Raw genomic sequence first — 24,688 nt, forward strand, 5'->3', positions numbered from 1 at the left:
TTTTAGAGTCCGCATTGATTGTCTTGATTTATTTTCCACCAACCGTCATTGAGCCCAGCAAAATCGATCCCGTTTCTTTGGTGCCACGAATGAGGGTATCGCTCCCAATCAACTGAATATCCATCAGCATATCGCGTAGATTGCCAGCGATGGTAACCTCTTCAACAGGGTATTGAATAACTCCATTTTCAACCCAGTAGCCAAATGCACCGCGAGAATAATCACCCGTCACGTAATTGACGCCCTGCCCCATTAATTCTGTCACCAATAAACCGGTTCCCATTTCTTTTAATAGTGCAGGCAAGCCACCCTTAGGCGTTTTCTTACTTTGTAAAGTCAGGTGATGTGACCCACCAGCATTACCGGTGGTTTTCATGCCCAACTTGCGAGCAGAATAAGTCGATAAAAAATAACCTTCGAGTATTCCTTTATCTACCACTGTTCTAGCAGAAGTTTTGACGCCCTCTTCGTCAAAAGGTGCACTACCAGTCATTGACTTCAGATGTGGATCTTCAAACAAGCTGATATGTTTGGGCAACACTTGCTTACCCAAACTGTCGAGTAGAAAGCTGGAGCGGCGATACAAAGCGCCGCCTGAAACAGCTTGTACTAGACCTCCCAATAATCCCGCAGCGAGAGGCGCTTCAAAGATCACCGGGCAACGTCGAGTTGTCAAAGATCTGGCCTTGAGACGCGACAGGGCCCGCTGAGCTGCATACGTTCCGATTGCGGCAGGATCGGCCAACTCCTCAGGAATGCGGGAGCTGGAGTACCAATCGTCACGTTGCATGTGAGCTTTCTTGCCACCTTCGCTAGCGATTGGCGCACAAGAAATATAGTGACGAGAAAAAGGATAGCCGCCCATAAATCCATGCGACGTTCCCATCATGAAATGCGCATGGTGTGCGGATACCGATGCGCCATCACTATTTTTAATTTGTTTGCTCACTGAAAATGCCGCGCCCTCAGCACTACGTGCGATTTCTACTGCAGCAGCTGCATCAATATTCCATGGATGAAACAAATCTAAATCCAGCGGACTTTTTTCTAAGAGATCAGCCTCAGCAGGACCTGCACACAAATCCTCTGCCGTGTGTTGTGCGATGTGATAGGCAGCATCAACCGTTGCCTTTAATGATGCTTTTGAGAAATCGCTAGTGCTGGCGTTACCGCGGTGATGACCCAAAAATACGGTGACCCCCACTTGCTTATCCAGACTTTGCTCGATAGTCTCAACCTCACCCTTACGAACAGTAACGGAGAGGCCCTGACCCTCTGAAACCTCCGCTACGGCATCTGAGGCACCCCTTCTTTTGGCCTCTTTGAGCATGAAATCGATGATTTCTTGAAACTGGTTGGATGTATATGTAAACATACCCTAATAATAGCTAGAATAGAAACATGAAGCATACAGAAGCCCTGAAACGAAACAGCCCTAATGAGGTCAAAATTGGCCTCATCTCCATCTCGGATCGCGCTAGCAAAGGCGTCTACCAGGATGAAGGCATTCCCGCCCTACAAACCTGGCTCATTAAAGCCATTAGCAATCCCTGTGTTTTTCATGAGCGCCTCATTGCTGATGAGTCGGAAGCCATTACCGAGTCGATCATTGAGCTTGTAGATGAGCTAGGTTGCGACCTCGTTCTTACTACAGGTGGCACTGGGCCCTCTAGAAGAGATGTGACCCCTGAGGCCACTCGTGAAGCTAGTACTCGTGAGATGCCTGGGTTTGGTGAGCAAATGCGTCAAATTAGCTTGAGCTTTGTACCGACCGCTATTCTATCCAGACAGACAGCCGTCCTCAGAGAAATTGATGGTCATGCCGCACTGGTCATTAACCTGCCCGGACAACCTAAGGCAATTGCAGAAACGCTTGAAGGCCTGAAAGACGAGAACGGTAAATCGATTGTTCCCGGCATCTTTGCAGCGGTGCCTTACTGTATTGATTTAATTGGCGGCCCGTATATCGAAACTAACGAAACAGTCATTAAAATCTTTAGACCAAAAAGTGCTCTTAAGAAAACTGGGGCTTGATTCGCTCCAACCATCAATAAAAAGGTCCGCATTGCGGACCTTTTCTTTTGAGATGGCTACTGAGGAAGCGGCACAATAAATTTCTCACGGTAATACTTTAGCTCTTCGATAGACTCTTCTATGTCTGCTAATGCTGTATGCGCCTGGTTCTTTGTGAAGCCTTTCACCAACTCAGGATGCCAACGCTTACAAAGCTCTTTCAAAGTAGAAACATCAATGTTTCGATAATGAAAGTAAGCCTCTAACTTCGGCATGTATTTCGCCATAAAGCGTCTGTCTTGCCCAATCGTATTGCCGCACATTGGGGCGATACCGGCTTTAATATATTTCTTTAAGAAGGCAATGCATTCTGTCTCCGCCGTTGCCTCATCTAGAGTGGATGCCTTCACTTTATCGATCAAACCAGATCGCCCATGCGTACCTTTATTCCAGGCATCCATGGCATCCAAAACGGCATCCTCCTGATGCACTACCCAGACTGGGGCCGTGGCAATAGTATTGAGGTGGGCATCTGTCACGATAATAGCAATTTCCAGAATCCGTTCGGTTTCCGGGTTTAGGCCTGACATCTCCATATCCACCCAAATCAGGTGTTCATTCGCTGGCGCCGCCTTGGTTGCCGCTGTGACTGCTGCTGTGGTTGTAGTGTTAGTTTGCTCGCTCATATCTATAATGATCTCATGACATTCACAATTATTTTTCTAATTGCCTTTATTGCTAGCTTTGGCTTACGCCACTGGCTTTCCCAACGTCAAATTCGCTATGTGGCGCAGCATCGTAATGCCGTCCCCACGGATTTCGCTGAAAAAGTGACTTTAGCTGAACATCAAAAAGCAGCTGACTACACCATCGCTAAATTACGCCTTGGTATTTTAGAGAATGGGGTCAGCGCTATCATTTTAATTGGCTTCACCTTATTGGGTGGCCTACAGATTCTGAACATGGCATTACTGCAATTTTTGGGCGAAGGCATTGCTCAACAAATTGCTCTACTGGTTTCCGTCGTGATCATTTCTGGCGTGATTGATATGCCTTTCTCCTGGTACAAGCAGTTCCATTTAGAGGAACGCTTTGGATTTAACCGCATGGGTAAAAAACTATTCTTCACGGACATGTTTAAAGGAATGGCAGTGGGCGGCGCGATTGGCATTCCACTACTGTGGGTCATTCTGACTTTAATGTCTAAGGCTAGTGAGTTATGGTGGCTTTGGGCATGGGCAGTGTTGACAGCATTTAGCTTGCTCATGCAGTGGATCTTCCCAACTTTTATCGCACCACTTTTCAATAAGTTTCAAGCCTTAGAAGATGGTCCTTTAAAAACACAGATTGAAGCGCTACTGAAACGCTGCGACTTTGCGAGCCAAGGTCTGTTTGTGATGGACGGCAGTAAACGTAGCGCTCACGGCAATGCATTCTTTGCCGGCATGGGTAAAGCCAAGCGCATTGTATTTTTTGACACCTTGATTGAAAAGCTTAATCCGGGCGAAGTCGAGGCGGTTCTCGCACATGAGCTTGGCCATTTCAAATGCAAACATATTCGTAAACGTCTCTTGGTCTCGTTCGCTCTCAGCTTTGGGATGTTTGCTCTATTGGGTTGGATCAGCACCAAAGTCTGGTTCTACACTGACTTAGGCGTGATGCCCAACCTCAATGGTTATAACGGTGGCCTCGCATTGGCACTCTTTATGCTGGTCTCACCTGTATTTAGCTTTTTCTTCACGCCACTTTCTAGCCTAGCCTCACGCAAGCACGAGTACGAAGCGGACGGGTTTGCTGCCGAGAAATCTTCCGCAAAAGATTTAATTGCGGCACTAGTGAAGTTATATCAAGATAATGCCTCGACCCTCACTCCCGATCCGATCTATACCGCTTTTTATAGCTCACATCCGCCTGCGCCCTTGCGCATTGCCAACTTACAGCGGTTTAGCTCATAACGATGGAGCAATTTCATGCGCTACTCATTGCCTCCTACGGAAGGCATTATTTAGCGCAGCGTTTAATTGCAGATGCTGCTGGTCAAGAATCACCTGATGGTCCATTAATACAAGTCAGCACGCCAGCTAAGCAACATATTGGCGCTGTGGGTGATCGCATGTTGCTTGAAATGACTTCAGCTGATCAAGCGCGCATTATCAAAATTGAGCCCCGAGAAAATCTTCTCTATCGCTCGGATGCATTTAAGAGCAAGTTGATTGCCTCGAATGTAGATCAAATCTTAGTAGTGCTTGCTACTCAACCCGCTTTCTCACCAGACTTATTGGGAAGAGCAGTAGTAGCTGCTGAAACCAATCAAATTGGTCTACATATTTTGCTTAACAAGTGTGACCTTAAAGACAATCTTGAGCACGCACGCAAAATCATCGCGCCCTATGCTCGTATGGGTTATCAAGTCAGCGAAGTCTCTGCCAAATTTGATCCAGCCTCAATCGATTCCCTACAGACCGCTCTACAGGGTAAGGTCTCCGTCTTTGTGGGCCAATCAGGCATGGGCAAATCCAGCCTATTAAATGCTTGGATACCGAATGCGGCCGCACTGACCCAAGAATATTCTGTGCGCCTAGATACCGGCAAGCACACTACTACTGCATGCCGTTATTTTGAATTGCCTGAGGCTTGGGGTAGAGATGCGACAGGTAAGCTTGGTGCTTTGATTGATTCACCAGGCTTTCAGGAGTTTGGTTTAGCGCACATGTCTGTTAGTGAATTGCAGCATGCCTTTAGGGAATTTAAAGACTTGCTAGGTAAGTGCCGCTTTCATAACTGCGCGCATTTGACTGAGCCAGATTGCGCAGTACGTGAAGCGGTAGATAGAAATGAAATAGCGCCAGAAAGACTGGCGCTATTTAGACAGCTGCACTCGGATTCAAAAACAGCTGATGTACAAATTCAGGGAATTAGCCAAGCCAAAGAGCGATGGTCAGCATTAGCAACAAAGCCATCCAAGCGATAACTAAGCGCCATACCAATCCTACGGCAGAGCGCATCGTACGCTCAGTAGGCTCAAGACCTACTTCATAAACAACCGGTTCACCGGCTTCAGCCATACGTAATGCCTCATCACTATCAGGCTCACTCATTGGCTCACCAAGACGCACACCCAATGCACCACTACCTGCGGCCAAAATCACTGCAGACAAAGAGTCTGACCATTTTTGCGTGAGATAGCGCCAGCCATATAGAGCACCTTCGAAATTGCCAACAATGGCAAAGCCCATTGCGGTAATGCGCGCAGGAACCCAATCCAATACGTAGAAGAAATGACGGGCAGATTCGCTGAGGTTAAAGTCACCGCGCTCTGACCAACGTTGAGAGGCAATATCAGCCAAGCGGTAGAGCACAACACCAGCCGGGCCCATTGGCATCATGAACCAGAACAACACACCAAACACATGGTGGTGTGAACCGATGATGGCGCGTTCTAGTGCCAAAGAAATCACCTCTGTCTCTGAAAGATTGGACGTGTCTAATTCAGGGCCATACCACTCACCCAAGGCCGCACGCGCAGCAGGTAAGTCATGCGCTTCAATTGCATCATGCACGGCAGTAAAAGAATGACTGAACTGACGAAAACCAAAAAACAAATAAGCGATGACGATATTCCAAAGAAAACCCAAGATTGGATAAGTCACCATACAAGTAACATACACAATGAAGACTAAAAAAGTTGGCAATATGAAGGCAACTAAACAGGCCATGCGAGCACCGACAGGGCTTGCACCGTCTTCAGTCTTGCCGCCGAATTCAGCAGCAACCCAATCTAACCAGCGAGCGCATACGCGCGCAATCCAATGGCTTGAAGTGACTGGGCGGTATTGCTCAGCAATAAGGGCGAAGAGAATAGAAAAGAAAGTCATACTTTTAATAAATGATAAAGGTTACGCAACATTCCCGCAGTGGCACCCCAAATAAAGCGGTTCTCATAAGGCATTGAATAAAAACGTCGTCCACCCTGCTCACTTTGCCACAATCTGACTTGATGATTAGCGGGATCTAACAAAAAACTCAGGGGCACCTCAAAGACATCGGCCACCTCAAACTCGTCTAAGACATATTCTGCCTGAGCTTGGACCAATCCTACTACTGGTGTAACGCTATAGCCAGAAACCGTTAAATACTGTGGCAAATGACCAATAATCTCCACTCGCCCAGGATCTAATCCGATCTCTTCTTTGCTCTCACGCAAGGCGGTGTCATTAGGACTTTGATCCTCAGGATCCATACGACCCCCTGGAAAACTAATTTGGCCCGCATGATCGCGCAAATGATTGGTTCTTTGCGTGAGCAATACTGACAAACCATGCTCCCCCAATAGAAGTGGAATCAGTACTGCTGCTTTAGTGACTTTTCCGACAGCTTGGCGCTTAGCAATAATGTCAGCCGCAATCACATGACGATTTTCATCGGTAATCTCTGGCTCCCATTGAGGGGGTGAGTTCAGCCTAGCCCTTAAACCAGCTGGCTCCAAAAATTCTGGTGCTACCCTTTTTTCACCAGCACACACCGCATGAATCGGAATCGCCTGTGCATCAAACCCTGGAGGCGCAGCAACATTGATTGCATTATCTTCAGGTGTTGAGGTCTTGGGCATATTCATATTCTAAGGCAACAAAAAAGGCGACCGAGGCCGCCTTTTTAAATCAAGCCAGCATTAATTATGCAGCTGGAGTTGCTACTGCTACTTTACGTGCAGGAAGCTTCTCTTTAATACGTGCAGACTTACCTGAACGATCGCGCAAGTAGTACAACTTAGCACGACGTACATCACCGCGACGCTTCACTTCAATGCTAGCGATCAATGGTGAGTAAGTTTGGAATGTACGCTCTACACCTTCGCCAGATGAAATCTTGCGAACGATAAAGCTGGAATTGAGTCCGCGATTGCGCTTTGCAATCACAACACCTTCAAACGCCTGAGTACGCTTACGCGCACCTTCAACAACGTTCACACCAACAACTACTGTATCGCCAGGAGCAAAGCTTGGCAAAACCTTGTTAGCACTTAAGCGAGCAATTTCTTCTTGCTCAATTTTTTCAATTAAATTCATTTTTAATCCTTAAACATCGTATTAGCGTTTAATCCCGAGACCTAAATCAACGGACCTAATAGAGGATGCAGTTAAAACAATTTCACTAAACCAAAAACTAAACCACCCATTCACCACTGCACACTACTGAAAGTATTTACAGAGAGCGAAGAAATTGTTCATCTTCTCGGGTTAGCAACCCTTTGGCTCTGGCCGATTCAATTAAGTCCGGCCTTAACCTGAACGTCAGCTCTAAAGACTTCTGCCGACGCCAATCCGCTATTTTAGCGTGATGTCCGCCCAAAAGCACGTCCGGGACGGATAAATTTTCATATATTTCGGGGCGGGTGTAGTGCGGATAATCCAAAAGACCGTTCATAAAGCTATCCTGAGTGGCAGATTCACCATCTCCAAGCGCTCCTGGAATCAATCTAATTACCGCATCCATCATCGCCATAGCGGGGATTTCACCCCCAGAAAGCACAAAATCACCGATAGAAAGCTGTAAATCAACGTTTCGATCGACAAAACGTTGGTCAATGGCCTCATATCGACCACAAATAAAGCTCAAATTGCCGTAATCCAGGATATCTGCCGCTATCTTCTGAGTAAAACGCTCGCCCTGGGGTGCCAATAAGCAAATTGGGCCTGATTTGATGTTTGCCACCTGATGGGCTGCCTTAATTCCGGCAACTGCATCTTCTAAGGGCTTGGCCATCATCACCATGCCAGGTCCACCGCCATAAGCACGGTCGTCCACGGTTTTACGAGGATCAGAGCAAAAGTCACGAGGATTCCAAAGATGCACGCTGGCTAATGATTGTTCACAGGCGCGACCAGTAATGCCCCACCGCGTTAATGCAGAGAACATTTCAGGAAACAAGGTGACTACATCAAAGCGCATATCGGTAATTATTTTTTGAAATTGATCTTTGCGTTCTTATTGCCAGTCAGACTGCCAATCAAGAGTAATCGTTTTATTTGGCAAGTCGACGTTTTGCACTACTTCTTTTACAAACGGCACCAAATACACAATCGTTTTAGTTTCTGGATTACCAATCGCGATAACACCATGTGCACCATTCTCAGTGACATCAATCACTTCCCCAAGCGCTTCGCCTTGCAAATTCACGGCATGACAACCAATCAGATCAACCCAATAATAGGAATCACTATCCGCCTTTGGAAACGCATCGCGTGCCACCAAGATACGAGAACCTTTTAATGCGAGTGCCTGATCACGATCAGTTACCCCATCCAGAGTAAGCACCACATTACCGCTATGCATCTTGGCGCTTTTCACTTTGTATTGCGTCAAAGAGGCTTGCTCTAGTGACGCAGAAACGCCCGCATCCCTACGAGGAATCAGAGACAGCCAAATGGATTTAGAAGAAAGAAGTGCTACAGGCTCTGATGAGTGAGGTCTTACCTTCACTTGGCCTTGCAAACCTTGCGCCTCAGATATGGCGCCAAGCTCAATCAAATCATTCAGGGAAGGCGTACTCATTTGTAAGACACCTTATTTTCCCAAAATAGAACTACTATAAATTCTGCCGCTAAAAACCTCATCACATCGATGAAGTTTTTAGCAATCGAATATTAAACAGCTGGATTGTTTTTGATCAAACGAACTACTGTTGGGGAAACCTGCGCGCCAACACCAGTCCAGTATGTCAAACGGTCTTGAGCAATACGCATTGCTTGCTCAGTTGCCGCTGCTTGTGGATTGAAGTAACCAATACGCTCGATGAAATTCGAGTCACGACGGTTGCGTTTATCAGTAGCAACAATGCTGTAAAAAGGGCGCTTCTTAGAACCGCCGCGTGCCAGTCGAATGACGACCATACTTATTCCTTAAAATCTAAAATGAAAACAGGTTGATTACAACCCAATGAAATTTCTACAAAAAACCTTGGGCTCCAGCTCACCAAATACAGATACGGTAGAGCGGAAAACCTCATATTCTAGACGAAAACCCCTACTTCTTCCACCTATTTAAGCATCTAAGACAGTAGAATAGAATGTGTACTTAGATAAAAAATACATTAAAAACAATAACTTAGGTAAATATGATCCTTAAATCCAGACTTTTAGACTCCCTCAGAAGGCCTTCAAAAGGGTTCTTTCTGACACTTTCTTGCCTAAGTCTTGGACTTTTAAGTGGCTGCGCAAACGTCATACCTCCATGTGGAGCCAAAATAAGCCCACCAAGCAGCGAACTCAAAAATACCAAATGGGAGCTGACCCGCTGGAACTTACCCCCCAATAGCAATGGAGAGGTGCGTTCCCGTCAAATTCCGCAAGGCGATGCCAGCAACCCGATTCAAATCATTTTTGATGCTAGCGGACAACGACTGAGCGGCTCGACAGGATGCAATCGGTTTACTGCAACCCTCGATGAAGACGCCCGCGGTTTTTCCCTTAAGCAAATCGCCAGTACCAAGATGGCTTGCAACCCTCAGCGTATGGAATTAGAAAATGATTTCCTCTATGAGTTAAATGACTATCGCAGCATTGTGCGCAATGGTGATCAATTACTCATGATCGGCACTGATCGTGAAGTACTCAGTTTTATTCAAAAGCCAAACAACACTAAGTAAGCACTCAATTATTCATTAGCAATATCACTGAAAGATTCATGAAAAAATCCAAACTTCTTTTTTGCGCACTCGGATTACTCCTTCCGGGCAGCGGCCTCAATTGTTTTTATCTACAAGGACTCAAATCTTTTTGGGCATGGGTTCAGCTATTTGCCTTGATAGGTGGCGCAGTAGGCTGGGTCATTCTTAAGGACGCCCACTTTCATTCGGCGCCAGGATGGGTGCTCGTTACTTTTGGTTTTATGGCTATTGAAGCAAGCTGGTTAACCACCATTGCCTTTGGTCTTCGCTTGGATGAGAAGTGGGATGCCCAATTTAATCCCGGCATTGAAGAACACCGACGGAGTCGCTCTGGCTGGCTCGAGATACTGACAGTAATTTTCTCTTTGGTATTGGGTGCTGGTGTAATGATGACTTTTTTAGCAGTCTCATTTGAGCAATTCTTCATTTCTCAAATCTATGAAGCAAAAAAGCTATCCCAATAATTGCAGATAGCTTTCATTTTGCAAGAGCCGCTCTTAAGCGCGGTTTTTTTATTCTCTTTTGCGCCCCTTTAGAACTGCTCTACTTCTAGGGCATTGGTAGAGTGACCGCTTTCAACAATCGAAGTTGCCAGAGCTTGTGCTTGAGGCATGAGATTCTCAGCAAAGAAACGGGCAGTAGCAATCTTCGCGCCATAGAATTTTGGATCATCATCACGCAAACGCTCAGAAGCTAACAGTGCTCTCGCCATTTGCCAGCCGCCCAATACGAAGCCAGATAAGCGTAAGTAAGCAAAGCTACCGGCATAGACAGCCTTGATGTCCGTCTTTGCATTCGCAACAATGTATGCAACTGCTTGTTCGAAGGCCGCGCGTGCCAAAGTGAGTTGCTTGAGAACCGCTTTAGCATCAGCACTTCCACTGGCAGCTAAATCTTTTTCAGTAGCAGCAATTCTTTGGGAAAGCTCTTTGGCAATCGCCCCACCATCACGTACTGTTTTTCTACCAACTAAGTCATTCGCCTGAATTGCAGTAGTGCCTTCGTAAATCGTCAAGATGCGGGCATCACGGTAATACTGCGCTGCGCCAGTTTCTTCGATAAAGCCCATACCACCATGCACTTGAACCCCCAGACTAGCCACTTCAATCGACATTTCTGTAGAAAAGCCCTTAACGATTGGGACCAAGAATTCATAGACAGCTTGATTGGCCTTGCGAACCGCTTCATCAGGAGCAGCATGCTGTGCATCATATGCAGAAGCAGCGTAGTAGGCTAATGCACGCGATGCTTCTGTGTAGGCACGCATCGTCATCAACATGCGCTTCACATCAGGTTGATGAATAATAGCAACAGGGCCCGGTGAACCGGTTAGGTCACGGCTTTGTACTCGATCTTTGGCGTATTGCACTGCCTTTTGATATGCGCGTTCTGCAACAGCCACGCCCTGCATACCTACTGCAAAGCGAGCCGCATTCATCATCACGAACATATATTCAAGACCGCGATTTTCCTCGCCAACCAAGTAGCCGATCGCACCACCATGATCACCAAACTGTAGAACCGCAGTTGGACTCGCTTTAATGCCTAACTTATGCTCAATCGAAACGCAATGAACATCATTACGTTCACCCAATGAACCATCTTTATTTACCATAAACTTCGGCACTACAAATAATGAAATACCCTTTACGCCCTCTGGCGCATCGGGTGTTCTGGCTAACACCAAATGGATAATATTCTTAGCCATATCGTGCTCACCATAGGTGATATAAATTTTGGTACCAAAAATCTTGTAAGTACCGTCACCCTCTGGAACAGCACGTGAGCGAACCATCGCAAGATCAGAGCCAGCTTGCGGCTCAGTCAAATTCATTGTTCCAGTCCACTCACCAGAAATCATCTTCGGAACGTATTGCTCCTGAAGTTCTGGGCTAGCAGCAGTTAAGAGAGCTTCAATAGCACCATCAGTTAGCAAAGGACATAATGCAAAAGAAAGATTGGCTGCATTCACCATCTCTAAACATGCAGTAGAGATCAATTTTGGTAAACCTTGTCCACCAAACTCTGCGGGATGAATGACGCCTTGCCAACCAGCAGCAGCGTATTGCTCGAAAGCTTGTTTGAAGCCGGGGGTAGTTGTCACTACACCATCTTTTAAGGAGCTTGGGGTTTGATCGCCAGCCCAATTGAGGGGGGCCACTACGTCTTGATTAAATTTGGCTGACTCCTCCAAGATCGCAGGGGCCAAATCTACATCCGCACCAGCATCAGCATAGGAGGGGTAGGCGACAACATCTGATAGCCCAGCTAGTTCATTCATCACAAACAACATATCTTTCACTGGGGCTACGTATGGCATTACAACTCCTCTTTATACAGTTAGATACTTAATTAATCTTTAGCTTCAATCTTCAACTCAACCAAGTGCTTTTGTTAACTCCGGCACAGCAATGTTCAAATCCGCCACTAGACCATAGTCAGCAACACCAAATATTGGCGCCTCTGGATCTTTGTTGATTGCTACGATAACTTTGGAGTCTTTCATACCAGCCAAATGTTGGATGGCACCAGAGATACCAACAGCGATGTAAAGCTGAGGAGCGACAATCTTGCCAGTCTGACCCACTTGATAATCATTGGGAACGTAACCCGCATCCACCGCAGCACGGGATGCACCCAAAGCAGCACCGAGTTTGTCGGCCAAAGGCGCAATGAGCTCCTGATACTTTTCACCGGAACCCAAACCACGACCACCAGAAACAATAATCTTGGCGGCGGTCAATTCTGGACGATCAGATTTAGTCAGCTCACGACCAACAAAGGATGATGAAACTTTACTATCAGCAACAGCAGCTTTTTCTACAGCAGCCGAACCACCAGTAGCGGCAACTGGATCAAAACCAGTAGTACGCACAGTAATCACTTTGATTGGATCGGTGGATTGCACGGTCGCAATCGCATTGCCCGCATAAATTGGACGCTCGAAAGTATCCACAGAGATGACTTTGGTAATGTCAGACAACTGAGCTACATCTAACTTAGCAGCAACGCGTGGCAAAACATTCTTTCCGTTGGCTGTTGCAGGAGCGAGAATATGGCTATAGCCATTCGCAATGGAGAGGATCTGCGCAGCCAAAGGTTCAGCCAATTGATCAGCCAAATTAGCGGCATCAATTTGAATGACTTTGCGCACGCCAGCAATTTGCGCTGCGGCAGCTGCAGCAGCATCAGCACCACTCCCAGCAACGAGCACATCCACCTCAGGAGAGCACTGCAAAGCAGCTGCTACAGCATTAAGGGTTGCCGCTTTTAATGATTGATTGTCGTGTTCAGCAATAACAAGTGCAGCCATTTAGATCACCTTCGCTTCATTTTTGAGTTTTTCTACAAGGGCTGCCACATCAGCAACCATCACGCCAGCAGAGCGCTTTGGCGGCTCTTCTACTTTAAGTGTTTTCAGGCGTGGGGCAATATCGACACCCAATTCTTCAGGCTTCACGATATCAATTGTTTTCTTCTTGGCCTTCATGATATTCGGCAAAGTGACATAGCGTGGTTCATTCAAGCGCAGGTCAGTGGTAATCACTGCCGGCAAAGTTAGTGCAATAGTTTCTAAGCCGCCATCGACTTCACGAGTCACAGTGGCTTTGCCGTCTGCAACTACAACCTTAGAAGCAAAGGTTGCTTGAGGAATATCCAGCAAGCTAGCCAACATCTGACCGGTTTGATTGCTGTCATCGTCAATTGCTTGTTTACCAAGAATGATGATTTGCGCTTGCTCTTTATCAGAGAGCGCCTTGAGAATCTTCGCTACTGCTAAAGGTTGCAGCTCTACATCTGTCTCCACCAGGATGGCACGATCCGCGCCAATTGCTAAAGCGGTACGGAGGGTTTCTTGGCATTGGGTTGCACCAGCAGATACTACAACCACCTCAGTTGCGACACCCGCCTCTTTTAAACGCACCGCTTCCTCTACTGCGATTTCATCAAAGGGATTCATACTCATTTTGACGTTCGCTAAATCAACTCCAGAGTTGTCTGATTTCACCCGAATTTTGACGTTGTAATCAACAACGCGTTTTACAGCCACTAAGACTTTCATCCCTCAAACCTCTCCAATAATATATAAATCGAGGATAAACCCTCAATAAAAAGCACGATCGTTTTATTTTACCTGAATATTTGCCAAATTAAACATCAATTGCGGTAGCTGAACCCGCCTGTTTCCGAAGCTCAAACTTCTGAATCTTGCCAGTCGAGGTCTTTGGTAGTTCACAGAAGACAATAGCTCTCGGAACCTTAAAGCCTGCTAAATGCTTTTTACAGTGGGCAATAATCTCCTCGGCAGTCACCTCTGAACCAGGTTTGATTTCCAAGAAGGCGCAAGGCGTTTCACCCCATTTAGGATCAGGCTTAGCAACCACCGCAGCAGCGTTAATAGCTGGGTGTCGATAGAGTACATCCTCAACCTCTACAGAGGAAATATTTTCACCTCCAGAAATAATGATGTCTTTGCTGCGGTCCTTCATCTTCACATAGCCATCTGGATTCATTACTGCCAAATCGCCCGAGTGAAACCAGCCACCTTCAAATGCCTCTTGGGTTGCTTTTTCGTTCTTCAGGTATCCCTTCATGGCAATATTGCCCTTGAACATAATTTCACCCATGGTTTCACCATCTGCTGGAACCGCCTGCATGGTTTCTGGATCAAGAACAGCAATTGCCTGTTGCATGTGATAACGCACACCTTGGCGTGCATTTAAACGAGCACGCTCACCGATATCAACATTATTCCACTCGTCTTGTTTAACGCACACAGCTGCTGGCCCATAGGTTTCAGTCAAACCATAGACGTGCGTTAAATCAAATCCTAACTTTTCCATACCCTCAATAATCGATGCAGGTGGTGCGGCACCGGCGATCAAGCCTTTAACTCCTGTGGGCACTCCCACCTTCAGCTCATCCGGCGCATTGACCAACAAGTTATGCACGATAGGTGCTGCGCAGTAGTGGGTCACACCATGCTCTTTAATTGCCGCAAAAATATGTTGCGCATCAACCCGACGCAAGCAGACGTTGACACCAGCGCGAGCAGCGATAGTCCATGGAAAGCACCAACCATTGCAATGGAACATTGGTAAAGTCCAGAGGTAGATAGGATGCTTATTAATATCCCAGTCCAGCACATTGGAAACGGCATTTATTGCAGCGCCACGATGGTGATACACCACACCCTTAGGGTTACCAGTAGTTCCTGATGTGTAATTCAAGCAAATCGCTTGCCACTCATCTGCGGGAACTTGCCATGCAAAATTTGGATCCCCTTCGGAGAGTAATTTCTCATAAGTGAGTTTGCCTAACTTCTCGCCAGGAACTTCAAACTCTTTTTCTTCAACATCTACCACCAAGAAATCACGACCAGAATCTTTCTTAGCAATCTCAAGCGCTTTTTTCATCACCCCTGAAAATTCAGGATCAACAATGACTACTTTAGCTTCGCCATGATTCAGCATAAAGGCCACTGTCTCTGCGTCTAAACGAGTATTAAGAGCATTCAAAACTGCACCCGCCATTGGAATACCAAAATGGGCTTCTACCATTGGAGGCGTGTTGGGCAACATCACCGCTACGGTGTCACCCAAACCAATACCATGCTTTTGTAAGGCGCTAGCCAAGCGACGGCAACGCTCATAAGTTTGTGCCCAGGTCTGACGCAATTTCCCATGAATAACGGCAGTTTTATCGGGGTAAATTTCTGCTGAGCGCTCTAAAAATAAGAGCGGTGTAATTGGGGTGTAGTTGGCTGGATTGCGAGCCAAACCTTGTTCATAAATATTTGCCATCTTCAGCTTTCGATTTCTGTTTTACTAAATTTTTTATTAAATATCTGCTAGCGCTTTAATATGGGCCACCACACTGCGGCCCAAAGCAGAGAGGTTATAACCACCCTCTAAGCAGCTCACAATGCGTCCTTGCGCATACTCATTAGCAATCTCTTTTAAACGTTTGGTAATCCAGACATAGTCATCCTCCACCAAGCCCATCTGACCTAAATCATCTTCGCGATGGGCATCAAACCCTGCTGAAATAATCACGAGCTCAGGCTCAAAATTACGCAAAGCTGGCAGCCATTGCTCTTCCACAATGGAGCGCACCACATCGCCCCGAGTTGCAGCAGGCAAAGGTACGTTGACCATATTGTTAGCATGATCAAGGCCGCTATAGGGATAAAAAGGATGTTGAAAAAAGCTGCACATCAAGACATTGGGGTCATTGAAAAAAGCAGCTTCAGTACCGTTCCCATGATGGACATCAAAATCAACGATGGCGACACGCTCAATGCCGTATGTTTCCATTGCATATCGCGCAGCAATCGCCACGTTATCAAATAAACAAAATCCCATAGAACGCGTTGGCTCCGCATGATGTCCTGGCGGTCTTACAGCACAAAATACGTTCTCAACCTCACCCTTCATCACAGCATCTACACCTGCAATAGCAGCGCCTGCAGCTCTGAGTGAAGCTCTGTAAGTATGGGGATTCATAATGGTGTCACCATCGAGCATGAAATACCCGCTCTCTGGGGCACGATCTCGAACAAAAGAAACGTGGTCAGGACTATGGACCAATTCCAATTGGTCTTCAGTGGCCAATGGCGCATCTAAATGATGCAAAAATTGATCAACACCGCTGCGAATCAGTTGATCATTGATCGCCTGAATTCTCTCTGGACACTCTGGATGATGGCTTCCCATCTCATGTTTCAGAAAGTCTGGATGAGTTATGTATCCTGTTGTCATTACTCGAAATCCTCAATAGCAAATTTGTAATTTTTATAATCTAATTAAACGTGCTCAACATTCGAAAATCCAATACCAATAAAAATACCTTAAGCATGAACTTTCGCGTCTCCTACCTACTGCTTGCTCTTGCGTTAGCAGGGTGCTCTAGCACCCCCACACAGCCAACCCAATCACAACAGCCCATCGTAAACCAGACTGACGATGCCGCTACCGAGGCGCGTTTTAGCCAGAACCTCAACGAACTCCTTACCCAGGTCTCCCAAAACCAAGAAATCCCACTCCCAGCCCTAGAAATGGGCTTCCTAGATGCTAAAACGGTTCCCTCAATTCGGAAATTGGTATTACCCCCATCGGGTACATTTAAGAAGAACTGGCTGGCTTATCGCAAACGCTTTATTGAGCCCGTACGCCTTAAGGCTGGCAGGGTCTTTTGGGACCAAAATCAAGCCTTTTTGAGCCAAGTTGAGCAAGAATCAGGGGTGCCAGCTGAGATTATTGTGGCCATTATTGGCATCGAAACCATCTATGGACGCCAAACCGGCAATTTCAGGGTGAAAGACGTTCTATCTACCCTCGCCTTTAGTTACCCAGATACCCCTAATAAACCAGCACGTGAGCAACTCTTCAAGGACCAACTCAAAGAACTCATTCTGATGTGCTGGACTGGGGCGGGTGGCAAGCTGCCCTCCAAAAATAGTAGTCAAGGTATCAATAGCGCACGTTTTAGTGCCTGCCTAAATCAGAATAGCTCCTATGCTGGCGCCATTGGTCTGCCACAGTTCATGCCTAGCAGTATTCGCAGCTTTGCGGTCGATGGTGACGGCGATGGTCAAATTGATTTAAAGCAAAGCCCTAAGGACGCTATTGCGAGTGTTGCCAACTTCATGAAAAAACATGGCTGGCAACCCGGTATGCCGATTTCATTTCCAGTTCAAGAAAATGGCATCAGTGCTGCCAAAGCATTGGCTGATGGTGAACCGCAGTTGAAATTTACTGTACAAGAGCTCATTGAAAAGGGAATCTTGACTCAACAACAAGGCGATCTACAAAGTGGTGGTGTAGAGCCGCAAAGCAAAGCTTTTATTGTTGACTTGCCCTATCCCGATAAAGATGGCTTGGACCAAGTGCAATATTTTGTTGGTTTAAATAATTTTCTGACAATTGTGCAATACAACCGTAGTTATTTTTATGCCCAAAGTGTTGCTGAGTTTGCCCAGGCCTTAGGATACAAAAACCAAAGCGTCGTGCCAGCAGAAAGCTCAACGAAAGCCAGTGAAAAGTTGAAACCCAAAAAATCTAGCCCTAAGAAAAAAGTAAAGTCTTAGGCTGGAAAAACACCAGTAGACAGGTAGCGGTCACCTCGGTCGCAGACAATAAAGACGATCGTAGCATTTTCAACTTGACGGGCTATGCGTAAAGCAACCACCAAAGCACCTCCAGCAGAGATGCCGCAAAAAATACCTTCTTCTGCAGCAAGACGACGAGCCATCTCTTCTGCGTCTGCTTGAGAGACATATTCAATCGCATCAACGCGATCACCTTGGTAAATCTTAGGCAGATACTCAGGCGCCCACTTGCGAATACCCGGAATCTGAGAGCCATCCTCTGGTTGTGCCCCAATAATCTGAATCGTTGGATTCATAGACTTGAGATAAGTAGACACCCCAGTGATGGTGCCGGTAGTACCCATGGCAGATATGAAATGTGTAATCTGCCCATCGGTATCACGCCAGATCTCTGGCCCAGTAGTTTCGATATGCGCCCTAGGATTATCTGGATTGGCAAATTGATCAAGCAATCTGCCGCGACCTTCTCTTTGCAATTGCATGGCGTAATCTCTGGCAAACTCCATGCCGCCGGAAGCTGCCGTCAAAATAAGTTCAGCACCGTACGCCGCCATACTTTGACGACGTTCAATACTTTGATTCTCTGGCATGACTAAAATCATTTTGTAACCGAGCATGGCTGCGGTCATTGCTAAGGCAATACCCGTATTCCCGCTAGTTGCTTCGATTAAAGTATCACCAGGTTTAATTTCACCGCGCTCCTGTGCGCGAGAGATCATCGACAGCGCAGGTCGGTCCTTTACCGACCCGGCTGGATTGTTTCCCTCCAACTTACCCAAGATCACATTGTTGCGATTCTCATTTTCTAAACCAGGAATACGCTGCAAACGAACTAAAGGCGTATTGCCCACAGTCTGCGAAATAGTAAGGTAGGAAGGTTTGCTCATAAAGCCATTTTAGCCATAAGCTGCCTTAGACACGGAAGGGTTTAATTTCTGCGACCTGATCCCGCACGCTCCTGCTGATTGCGAAGATTAGCTTGATTACGCGAATTGCGTCGAGTAGAGGCCCCACCCTCTTTCTTAGTCCGGCCATTGGGCTCCCGAAAGGAGCTAGGGGCTTCAATCGTTAATCCGTTATCGACCATTTTTTCTACTGATTTCAGACCGATGCCACGAACCCGCTTCTGCAGGTCATTGACATCCTGAAAATGACCACCATCCAAACGTTCCGCAATAATCGTTTTTGCCTTAGCTGGACCAATTCCCTTAATACTCTCGAGCTCAGTTTGAGTGGCGGTATTGACGTTAATGGGTGAGGCATATACCAACCCAGTATTTGAAGCTAATAAGGTGAAAGTTGCAGCCACAGCTCTAACTAACGTCCAAAAATTATCTACATTTAAATTGCTTGTCATACTCTCTCCAGTAGTGAATAAAAAATCCACGGGCACAAAGTGCGCGTGGATCGTTTACAACGACTTAGAGGATGAAATGTTGACTGGCTTTTTATGCTGACGTCTTAATCAGCAAATGCCGACACTACCCTCGTCTAATGACTCAGAATAAATTGGGCCGCTCGCTTAATGAGCTCGGGTTCAGTCTGATTGAAGCCATGATAAGCAAAAGAATCGCAGACGCCCCCTTCGGTAATGCCACCTTCAATAATCTCTAATTTAGACGCGGCATTTTTAGGACGTCCAGCAATGATATTTTCTGAAGCAGACAATGGAGTACCCGAGCACTGATCGTTTATATGATGAATTGCCAACACAGGCAAGGTGACATCGTTATTAACACTAGCTGTTCGAACAGTTCCAGCAATCACTATCCCCGCAAGTGCCTTGGTTTTATTACTATTAACAAAATATGTGGCTGTCGATGTGCCCATACTATGGCCAAAAATCCATACCGGGAGATTGAATTTCTGTTTATAGAAATTGATCACCTCATCGACTCTACTTAAATGGTCCTGCCGATCGCGACGATCGCCACGACGTAAATCTCCAAGATCATATGGTGTATCTACCACTACAGCCGTAATATCGTATTGCTCCCACATCCCCATGGAGCGAATAAAGGTATGTCTACTTCGCATAGAACCGTTATCAAAAATACCAACAATGCCTCCGCCACCAGGAAATAACAATACAAGAGCGCGGGGTTTAGCAGCCTGAATTAGTAAAGTCCTTGTGGGGGCCTCGTCAGCATGGGGAATATCAAAAACTTGGGCGTACGCATTAAAGCTAATTACCCAAATGGCAATTGCTAAAAATGCTTTCATCTAAGCAGTCTATTTGCTATCTAAGGGATTAGCCAAGAAACCAGAATTGGCTTCTAGCCACTCAATATATTTACCTACCCCTTGCTCAACATTTAAGAAAGGTTCTGTATAACCTGCAGCCCTGAGCTTAGTGAGGTCCGCTTGAGTAAAGCACTGATATTTACCCCTAAGCGCATCTGGAAAGGGGATGTACTCAATGGCTTTTTCCTTAACCAATTCTTGGAGGGATGCTGGGGCTGCTTTATCCATCTTACGCATTGCATTAGCCACTGCATGAGCTACATCATTAAACGGTTGCGCACGACCACTACCTAAATTGAAGATGCCGCTGATTTCTGGATGATCTAAGAAGAATAGATTTACTTTCACCACATCTTCTACAGACACAAAATCACGGCTTTGCTCGCCAGGGCCATAACCACCATACTCGCCAAAGAGCTTTACATGGCCATTAGCTTTGTATTGGTGATACTGATGAAAGGCCACCGATGCCATACGACCCTTATGAGATTCGCGAGGACCATAAACATTAAAGTAACGAAAGCCAACAACCTGGGCTGTATTTGCTTTCTCGGCAAAACGCTTACGCATTACTTGGTCAAATAAGAACTTAGAGTAACCATAAATATTAAGCGGCTTCTCATGTTCGCGGCTCTCCACAAACACATCTGAGCCACCATAAGTAGCGGCTGAAGAGGCATAGAGCAATTGAACCTTTTGCTCGGTGCAGATGTCCAATAAATCCATGGTGTAACGATAATTATTTGCCATCATGAAGATGCCATCTGTTTCCATGGTGTCAGAGCAAGCCCCTTCATGAAACACTGCTTTGACCTTACCAAAACGACCACTTCTAAAGGCTTCTAGAAATTCATCTTTATCAAGGTAGTCAATGATGTCTAAATCTGCAAGATTGCGATATTTATCCGCAGGGCGAAGATCATCCACTGCAATGATGTTTTTTTCACCACGCGCATTAAGCGCCTGAACGATATTGGCACCAATAAATCCAGCTGCGCCGGTTACGATAATAGTCACTGTAATTCCTCTGAAGTAACGGTTGCAGTACCCAACTTACCAACCACAATGCTACCAGCACGGTTTGCAAGCGCCATGGCTTTTTCTAAAGGCCATTTTGCAGCCAAGGCCACGGCCAATGTTGCAATCACAGTATCGCCAGCGCCAGAGACATCAAACACTTCACGTGCTTGGGCTTTCACGTGGCTCACACCTGAGTCAGTATATAAACTCATGCCATCTTCAGAGCGTGTGAGAAGTAGCGCCTGTAAATCAAGAGACTTTCTGAGCGCTTGGGCTTTAGCAGTCAAATCTTCTTCGCTGGTCCACTTGCCAACTACTTGACGCAGCTCGCTACGGTTAGGGGTTAAGACGGTGGCGCCACGATACTTTTCGTAATCTTCACCCTTAGGGTCAACCAGAATCATTTTGTTTTGGCTTCTTGCTTGCTCAATCATATGAGCCACTTGTCCTAATGCGCCCTTGCCGTAATCAGACAAAATGACTACATCAGCCGCACCAACCAATTTTTCAAAACGCTCTAGCTTATGGGCAAGGGCTTTTGCACTGGGGGGTTCTTCAAAGTCCAGACGAATCAGTTGTTGCTGGCGAGCAATCACACGCAGCTTCACAATAGTTGGAACATCCGCATCAATTTCTAATTGACTGTCGACACCACCAGCTCTTAATAATTCAACTACACGCTTGCCGGGTTCGTCATTACCAACAATGCCGAGAATAGTTGCTTTAGCATCGAGCGCAGCTACGTTACGAGCTACGTTAGCAGCGCCACCAAGACGTTCGTCAATCTTACCCACCTGCACCACTGGCACTGGCGCCTCAGGAGAAATACGATTAGTATCGCCAAACCAATAGCGATCGAGCATGACATCACCCACCACTAGTAGGCGGGCTTTTGAGAATTCTTCGCGATTGGCTTTTTCCATTTGGCTAATTTTTGTTTTCTGTTTTTTGCTTGGTTGCTTATTTAATTATGTCGCCCAATGCCATGGTACTCAATACCCAATTCTTGCATAGAAGCTGGCTCATAGAGATTGCGGCCATCAAAGATAATTGGGCGTTTGAGCTTTTCCATGACTTGCTCAAAATCAGGGCTTCTAAAGGCTTTCCATTCCGTCACGATGATGAGGGCATCAGCATCATCTAATGTATTCATCGGATTATCAGTCATTGATACTTGTTTGAGGCCTTCCGGGTTGCCTTGAAAGTCTAGATCTAGGCAATGTTTAGCCTCTGGCATGGCTACCGGATCATGAGCTACTATTTGAGCACCACGTTTAACGAGTTCGGCAATGATGACCCGGCTAGGCGCTTCACGCATATCGTCAGTATTGGGTTTGAAGGCCAAACCCCACAGAGCAAACTTCATCCCCTTGAGATCTTTACCAAAACGCTTTTCGATCTTTTCGACCAAGATGTATTTTTGCAATTCATTCACAGCCTCTACAGCATCCAGAATCTTCAGATCCCGGCCATGCTCTTTTGCGGTCTTAGATAGTGCTGATACGTCTTTGGGAAAGCATGAGCCGCCATAACCAGTACCCGAGTATAAAAAGCCATAACCAATACGGGAGTCTGAACCAATGCCTTGGCGCACTGCCTCAATATCAGCGCCCACTAGATCAGCAAGATTAGCCAACTCGTTCATAAAGGAGATGCGGGTGGCTAACATCGCATTGGCAGCATATTTAGTGAGCTCAGCACTTTTGACATCCATGTAATAGGTGCGCTCATGGTGACGATTAAAGGGAGCGTAGAGTTTGCGCATTTGCTCTTTAGCGTGCAATCCAGCTGGAGTGCTTTCTGTACCGATCACAATGCGATCGGGGCGCATAAAGTCTTCAACAGCTGCGCCTTCTTTAAGGAACTCGGGGTTAGAGACTACTGAGCAGAGTTCTGGAGATAAGTTTCTTTTTTCGAGCTCTTCAGTAATTGCCTCAGATACTTTATCGGCAGTACCTACTGGAACAGTCGATTTATCCACAATCACTTTGGGAGTGGTCATGTGACGGCCAATATTGCGCGCTGCCGCTACAACATATTGAAGATCTGCTGAGCCATCCTCATCGGGTGGTGTACCTACCGCAATAAACTGAATATCCCCATGGGCTACAGAAGCCGCAATATCAGTCGAGAACTGCAAACGGCCAGCAGCGCGATTGCGCTCAATCATTTCTTTAAGGCCAGGCTCGTAAATTGGCACGCCGCCAGAATTGAGAATCTCAATCTTTTTGGCATCTACGTCAACACAAAAGACGTTATTGCCTTGCTCAGCTAGGCATGCACCTGTAACTAAACCTACGTAACCGCTACCGATGATGGTGACTTTCAATTGATCTCCAACAATTCTTTATTTAAATACATCATTACATATTGAAATCATGACGGTTTAATTAATTTACATTGAAGGGCCGCTTGGTGCAGCACCCTCGCTACGCCTTGGGGAGTATGCCTCCCAATGATTACAACCAGGGCACTGCCAATAAAACCTTCTTGCCCTAAAGCCACAATTGCCGCAAGTGTAACGAGCCAGACTAGTTGTACGCTGACGCAATAGATTCAGAATAGATTGCAACTCCAACAGTCTTTCTGGATTGGCGCTACCCTCCTCCAGTGCAAGGCGGGTTTCCGCCATCTTAGACAGAGCGATGAGAGTTGGGGAATGCTGCATCACATCAGACAACATCGCATTTGCTGCCTGTGGACCACGAATTTTCATCAGGTGCTTATGCACAATATCGAGCAACTCACCAGTGGCTTGAGTTTTTAACAATTCACAGAGGCGATCTAAACCCTCACTCTCTTTATTAACTGCTGCGTGAGCAAGCATCCAACGATCGGCCAACAAATGCATATAAGCAGGGTGAGAACTAGCAATCACACTCCATGCCTCAATTGCTTGAGCGGGACGATCCATCGCCATTAAGTAATCGCCTTGCAAAATCAAAGCACGTGCATGATTCGGGACAGCCTGCAGAGCGCGCTGGATGGACTGCTCCGCCTCAACCAAGTCTTTGCGACGCAAGGCCTCTTGACCAAGCTCGCAGTGAAATTGAGCAATTTCAGTATGGTGCGATTTACCTTGCAGACCTTCAAGCTCACCTGCAGCAATGATGGCTTTTTTCCAATCATGCTCAATCTGATACATCTCCAACAAGCTCTCTTTTGCAGGCTCAGCATATTTGCCATCACCCACTCGATTTAGGGAGGCTTCTGCGCGGTCAAGCAAACCTGCCCGCAAAAAGTCACGGCCCAACTCATAGGCAGCATGATCACGATCGCGGGGCTTTAAATCATCGCGATTTGCCAGGTGTTGATGAATGCGAATAGCACGCTCCGTCTCACCACGGCGGCGAAATAAATTACCTAATGAGAAATGTAATTCAATAGTCTCTGGATCTAATTGCGCAATTTTGACTAAGGTTTCAATCGCTTGATCAGGTTGCTCGTTGAGCAAAAGACTCAAACCTTTAAAGGTAGAGCGCTGCTGACGCATACGCTCACGTTCATCCATGCGATTTTCAAGACGCAAATCCCAGCGTGCAGCTAACCAACCGATACCAAACATCACCGGCAGTAACAATAACCAAGCGGTAGCTATCTGAATCATTGTGCGCAGAATTTAAATAAAAAAATGG

The 24,688-nt window shown here is 46.4% G+C and carries 26 protein-coding genes; 6 read left to right on the forward strand and 20 right to left on the reverse strand.

From position 1 onward, the window contains the following. Nucleotides 1–28: 28 nt before the first annotated feature. Complete coding sequence (gene pmbA, locus AOC28_RS08990) at nucleotides 29–1,375, reverse strand: metalloprotease PmbA (protein ID WP_072583643.1); 1,347 nt, start codon at nucleotides 1,373–1,375, stop codon at nucleotides 29–31. Between the two features lie 26 nt (nucleotides 1,376–1,401). On the opposite strand from pmbA, the gene mog reads away from it, so the two are divergent. Continuing rightward, nucleotides 1,402–2,034 (forward strand): molybdopterin adenylyltransferase, encoded by a 633-nt coding sequence (gene mog, locus AOC28_RS08995; RefSeq protein WP_072583644.1) that lies wholly within the window; start codon nucleotides 1,402–1,404, stop codon nucleotides 2,032–2,034. Between the two features lie 56 nt (nucleotides 2,035–2,090). On the opposite strand, the gene orn is transcribed toward mog, so the two are convergent. Beyond that, a complete protein-coding gene (gene orn / locus AOC28_RS09000; RefSeq protein ID WP_072583645.1) occupies nucleotides 2,091–2,699 on the reverse strand; it encodes an oligoribonuclease in 609 nt (202 codons plus the stop codon). A 15-nt stretch (nucleotides 2,700–2,714) separates the two neighbouring features. Here orn and AOC28_RS09005 point away from each other — a divergent pair, with 15 nt between their 5' ends. Both AOC28_RS09005 and rsgA read left to right on the forward strand, forming a co-directional pair. After that, complete coding sequence (locus AOC28_RS09005) at nucleotides 2,715–3,968, forward strand: M48 family metallopeptidase (protein ID WP_072583646.1); 1,254 nt, start codon at nucleotides 2,715–2,717, stop codon at nucleotides 3,966–3,968. Nucleotides 3,969–3,970: 2 nt separating this feature from the next. Beyond that, entirely contained in the window at nucleotides 3,971–4,984 is a 1,014-nt protein-coding gene (rsgA, locus tag AOC28_RS09010; protein ID WP_072583647.1) for a ribosome small subunit-dependent GTPase A, read from the forward strand. Here the strand turns inward: rsgA and AOC28_RS09015 are convergent. The 6 genes from AOC28_RS09015 to rpsP form a co-directional block, all read right to left on the reverse strand. Continuing rightward, the gene (locus AOC28_RS09015; protein ID WP_072583648.1) at nucleotides 4,929–5,888 is read right to left on the reverse strand and encodes a CobD/CbiB family protein; all 960 of its coding nucleotides are present in this window, start codon (nucleotides 5,886–5,888) and stop codon (nucleotides 4,929–4,931) included. The genes rsgA and AOC28_RS09015 overlap by 56 nt on opposite strands. After that, nucleotides 5,885–6,622: a CoA pyrophosphatase gene (locus AOC28_RS09020; RefSeq protein WP_072583741.1), complete on the reverse strand. Its 738-nt coding sequence runs from the start codon at nucleotides 6,620–6,622 to the stop codon at nucleotides 5,885–5,887. The genes AOC28_RS09015 and AOC28_RS09020 overlap by 4 nt, the downstream gene beginning before the upstream one ends. A 64-nt stretch (nucleotides 6,623–6,686) precedes the next feature. Continuing rightward, the gene (gene rplS / locus AOC28_RS09025) at nucleotides 6,687–7,079 is read right to left on the reverse strand and encodes a 50S ribosomal protein L19 (RefSeq protein WP_072583649.1); all 393 of its coding nucleotides are present in this window, start codon (nucleotides 7,077–7,079) and stop codon (nucleotides 6,687–6,689) included. A 136-nt stretch (nucleotides 7,080–7,215) separates the two neighbouring features. Further along, a complete protein-coding gene (gene trmD, locus AOC28_RS09030) occupies nucleotides 7,216–7,962 on the reverse strand; it encodes a tRNA (guanosine(37)-N1)-methyltransferase TrmD (protein WP_072583650.1) in 747 nt (248 codons plus the stop codon). Between the two features lie 36 nt (nucleotides 7,963–7,998). Continuing rightward, a complete protein-coding gene (gene rimM / locus AOC28_RS09035) occupies nucleotides 7,999–8,565 on the reverse strand; it encodes a ribosome maturation factor RimM (protein WP_072583651.1) in 567 nt (188 codons plus the stop codon). Nucleotides 8,566–8,657: 92 nt separating this feature from the next. Beyond that, the gene (gene rpsP / locus AOC28_RS09040; protein ID WP_072583652.1) at nucleotides 8,658–8,903 is read right to left on the reverse strand and encodes a 30S ribosomal protein S16; all 246 of its coding nucleotides are present in this window, start codon (nucleotides 8,901–8,903) and stop codon (nucleotides 8,658–8,660) included. Nucleotides 8,904–9,127: 224 nt separating this feature from the next. Here rpsP and AOC28_RS09045 point away from each other — a divergent pair, with 224 nt between their 5' ends. Both AOC28_RS09045 and AOC28_RS09050 read left to right on the forward strand, forming a co-directional pair. Then, complete coding sequence (locus tag AOC28_RS09045; protein WP_072583653.1) at nucleotides 9,128–9,658, forward strand: META domain-containing protein; 531 nt, start codon at nucleotides 9,128–9,130, stop codon at nucleotides 9,656–9,658. A gap of 38 nt (nucleotides 9,659–9,696) precedes the next feature. Further along, nucleotides 9,697–10,143 (forward strand): hypothetical protein, encoded by a 447-nt coding sequence (locus tag AOC28_RS09050; protein ID WP_072583654.1) that lies wholly within the window; start codon nucleotides 9,697–9,699, stop codon nucleotides 10,141–10,143. Nucleotides 10,144–10,211: 68 nt separating this feature from the next. On the opposite strand, the gene AOC28_RS09055 is transcribed toward AOC28_RS09050, so the two are convergent. From AOC28_RS09055 to AOC28_RS09075, 5 genes are all read right to left on the reverse strand, one after another. Continuing rightward, nucleotides 10,212–11,999 (reverse strand): acyl-CoA dehydrogenase, encoded by a 1,788-nt coding sequence (locus AOC28_RS09055; RefSeq protein WP_072583655.1) that lies wholly within the window; start codon nucleotides 11,997–11,999, stop codon nucleotides 10,212–10,214. 57 nt (nucleotides 12,000–12,056) lie between these two features. Then, nucleotides 12,057–12,992, reverse strand: coding sequence for an electron transfer flavoprotein subunit alpha/FixB family protein (locus tag AOC28_RS09060; protein WP_072583656.1), 936 nt, complete (start codon nucleotides 12,990–12,992; stop codon nucleotides 12,057–12,059). After that, entirely contained in the window at nucleotides 12,993–13,742 is a 750-nt protein-coding gene (locus AOC28_RS09065; RefSeq protein ID WP_072583657.1) for an electron transfer flavoprotein subunit beta/FixA family protein, read from the reverse strand. Nucleotides 13,743–13,830: 88 nt separating this feature from the next. Next, entirely contained in the window at nucleotides 13,831–15,483 is a 1,653-nt protein-coding gene (locus AOC28_RS09070; RefSeq protein ID WP_072583658.1) for an acyl-CoA synthetase, read from the reverse strand. Nucleotides 15,484–15,519: 36 nt separating this feature from the next. Further along, nucleotides 15,520–16,440: a histone deacetylase family protein gene (locus AOC28_RS09075; RefSeq protein WP_072583659.1), complete on the reverse strand. Its 921-nt coding sequence runs from the start codon at nucleotides 16,438–16,440 to the stop codon at nucleotides 15,520–15,522. 95 nt (nucleotides 16,441–16,535) lie between these two features. On the opposite strand from AOC28_RS09075, the gene AOC28_RS09080 reads away from it, so the two are divergent. Next, a complete protein-coding gene (locus tag AOC28_RS09080; RefSeq protein WP_072583742.1) occupies nucleotides 16,536–17,768 on the forward strand; it encodes a lytic murein transglycosylase in 1,233 nt (410 codons plus the stop codon). On the opposite strand, the gene cysM is transcribed toward AOC28_RS09080, so the two are convergent. The 7 genes from cysM to lapB all read right to left on the reverse strand — a co-directional run bounded on the left by cysM (nucleotide 17,765) and on the right by lapB (nucleotide 24,660). Continuing rightward, on the reverse strand, nucleotides 17,765–18,676 hold the full coding sequence (cysM, locus tag AOC28_RS09085; RefSeq protein WP_072583660.1) for a cysteine synthase CysM: 912 nt from the start codon (nucleotides 18,674–18,676) through the stop codon (nucleotides 17,765–17,767). The genes AOC28_RS09080 and cysM overlap by 4 nt on opposite strands. A gap of 41 nt (nucleotides 18,677–18,717) precedes the next feature. Next, entirely contained in the window at nucleotides 18,718–19,146 is a 429-nt protein-coding gene (locus tag AOC28_RS09090) for a helix-hairpin-helix domain-containing protein (protein WP_072583661.1), read from the reverse strand. A gap of 134 nt (nucleotides 19,147–19,280) precedes the next feature. Further along, the gene (locus AOC28_RS09095) at nucleotides 19,281–20,012 is read right to left on the reverse strand and encodes a hypothetical protein (RefSeq protein ID WP_072583662.1); all 732 of its coding nucleotides are present in this window, start codon (nucleotides 20,010–20,012) and stop codon (nucleotides 19,281–19,283) included. 9 nt (nucleotides 20,013–20,021) lie between these two features. After that, nucleotides 20,022–21,050 (reverse strand): ADP-glyceromanno-heptose 6-epimerase, encoded by a 1,029-nt coding sequence (gene rfaD, locus AOC28_RS09100; RefSeq protein ID WP_072583663.1) that lies wholly within the window; start codon nucleotides 21,048–21,050, stop codon nucleotides 20,022–20,024. Continuing rightward, on the reverse strand, nucleotides 21,047–21,976 hold the full coding sequence (rfaE1, locus tag AOC28_RS09105) for a D-glycero-beta-D-manno-heptose-7-phosphate kinase (protein WP_072583664.1): 930 nt from the start codon (nucleotides 21,974–21,976) through the stop codon (nucleotides 21,047–21,049). Before rfaE1 ends, rfaD begins: the two co-directional genes overlap by 4 nt. A 41-nt stretch (nucleotides 21,977–22,017) precedes the next feature. After that, complete coding sequence (locus AOC28_RS09110) at nucleotides 22,018–23,382, reverse strand: UDP-glucose/GDP-mannose dehydrogenase family protein (RefSeq protein WP_072583665.1); 1,365 nt, start codon at nucleotides 23,380–23,382, stop codon at nucleotides 22,018–22,020. A 66-nt stretch (nucleotides 23,383–23,448) separates the two neighbouring features. Continuing rightward, nucleotides 23,449–24,660, reverse strand: coding sequence for a lipopolysaccharide assembly protein LapB (gene lapB, locus AOC28_RS09115; RefSeq protein WP_072583666.1), 1,212 nt, complete (start codon nucleotides 24,658–24,660; stop codon nucleotides 23,449–23,451). Nucleotides 24,661–24,688 lie beyond the last annotated feature (28 nt).

Origin of the sequence: Polynucleobacter sp. MWH-Adler-W8 (genome assembly GCF_001889925.1) — a bacterium.
Classification (GTDB): Bacteria; Pseudomonadota; Gammaproteobacteria; order Burkholderiales; family Burkholderiaceae; genus Polynucleobacter.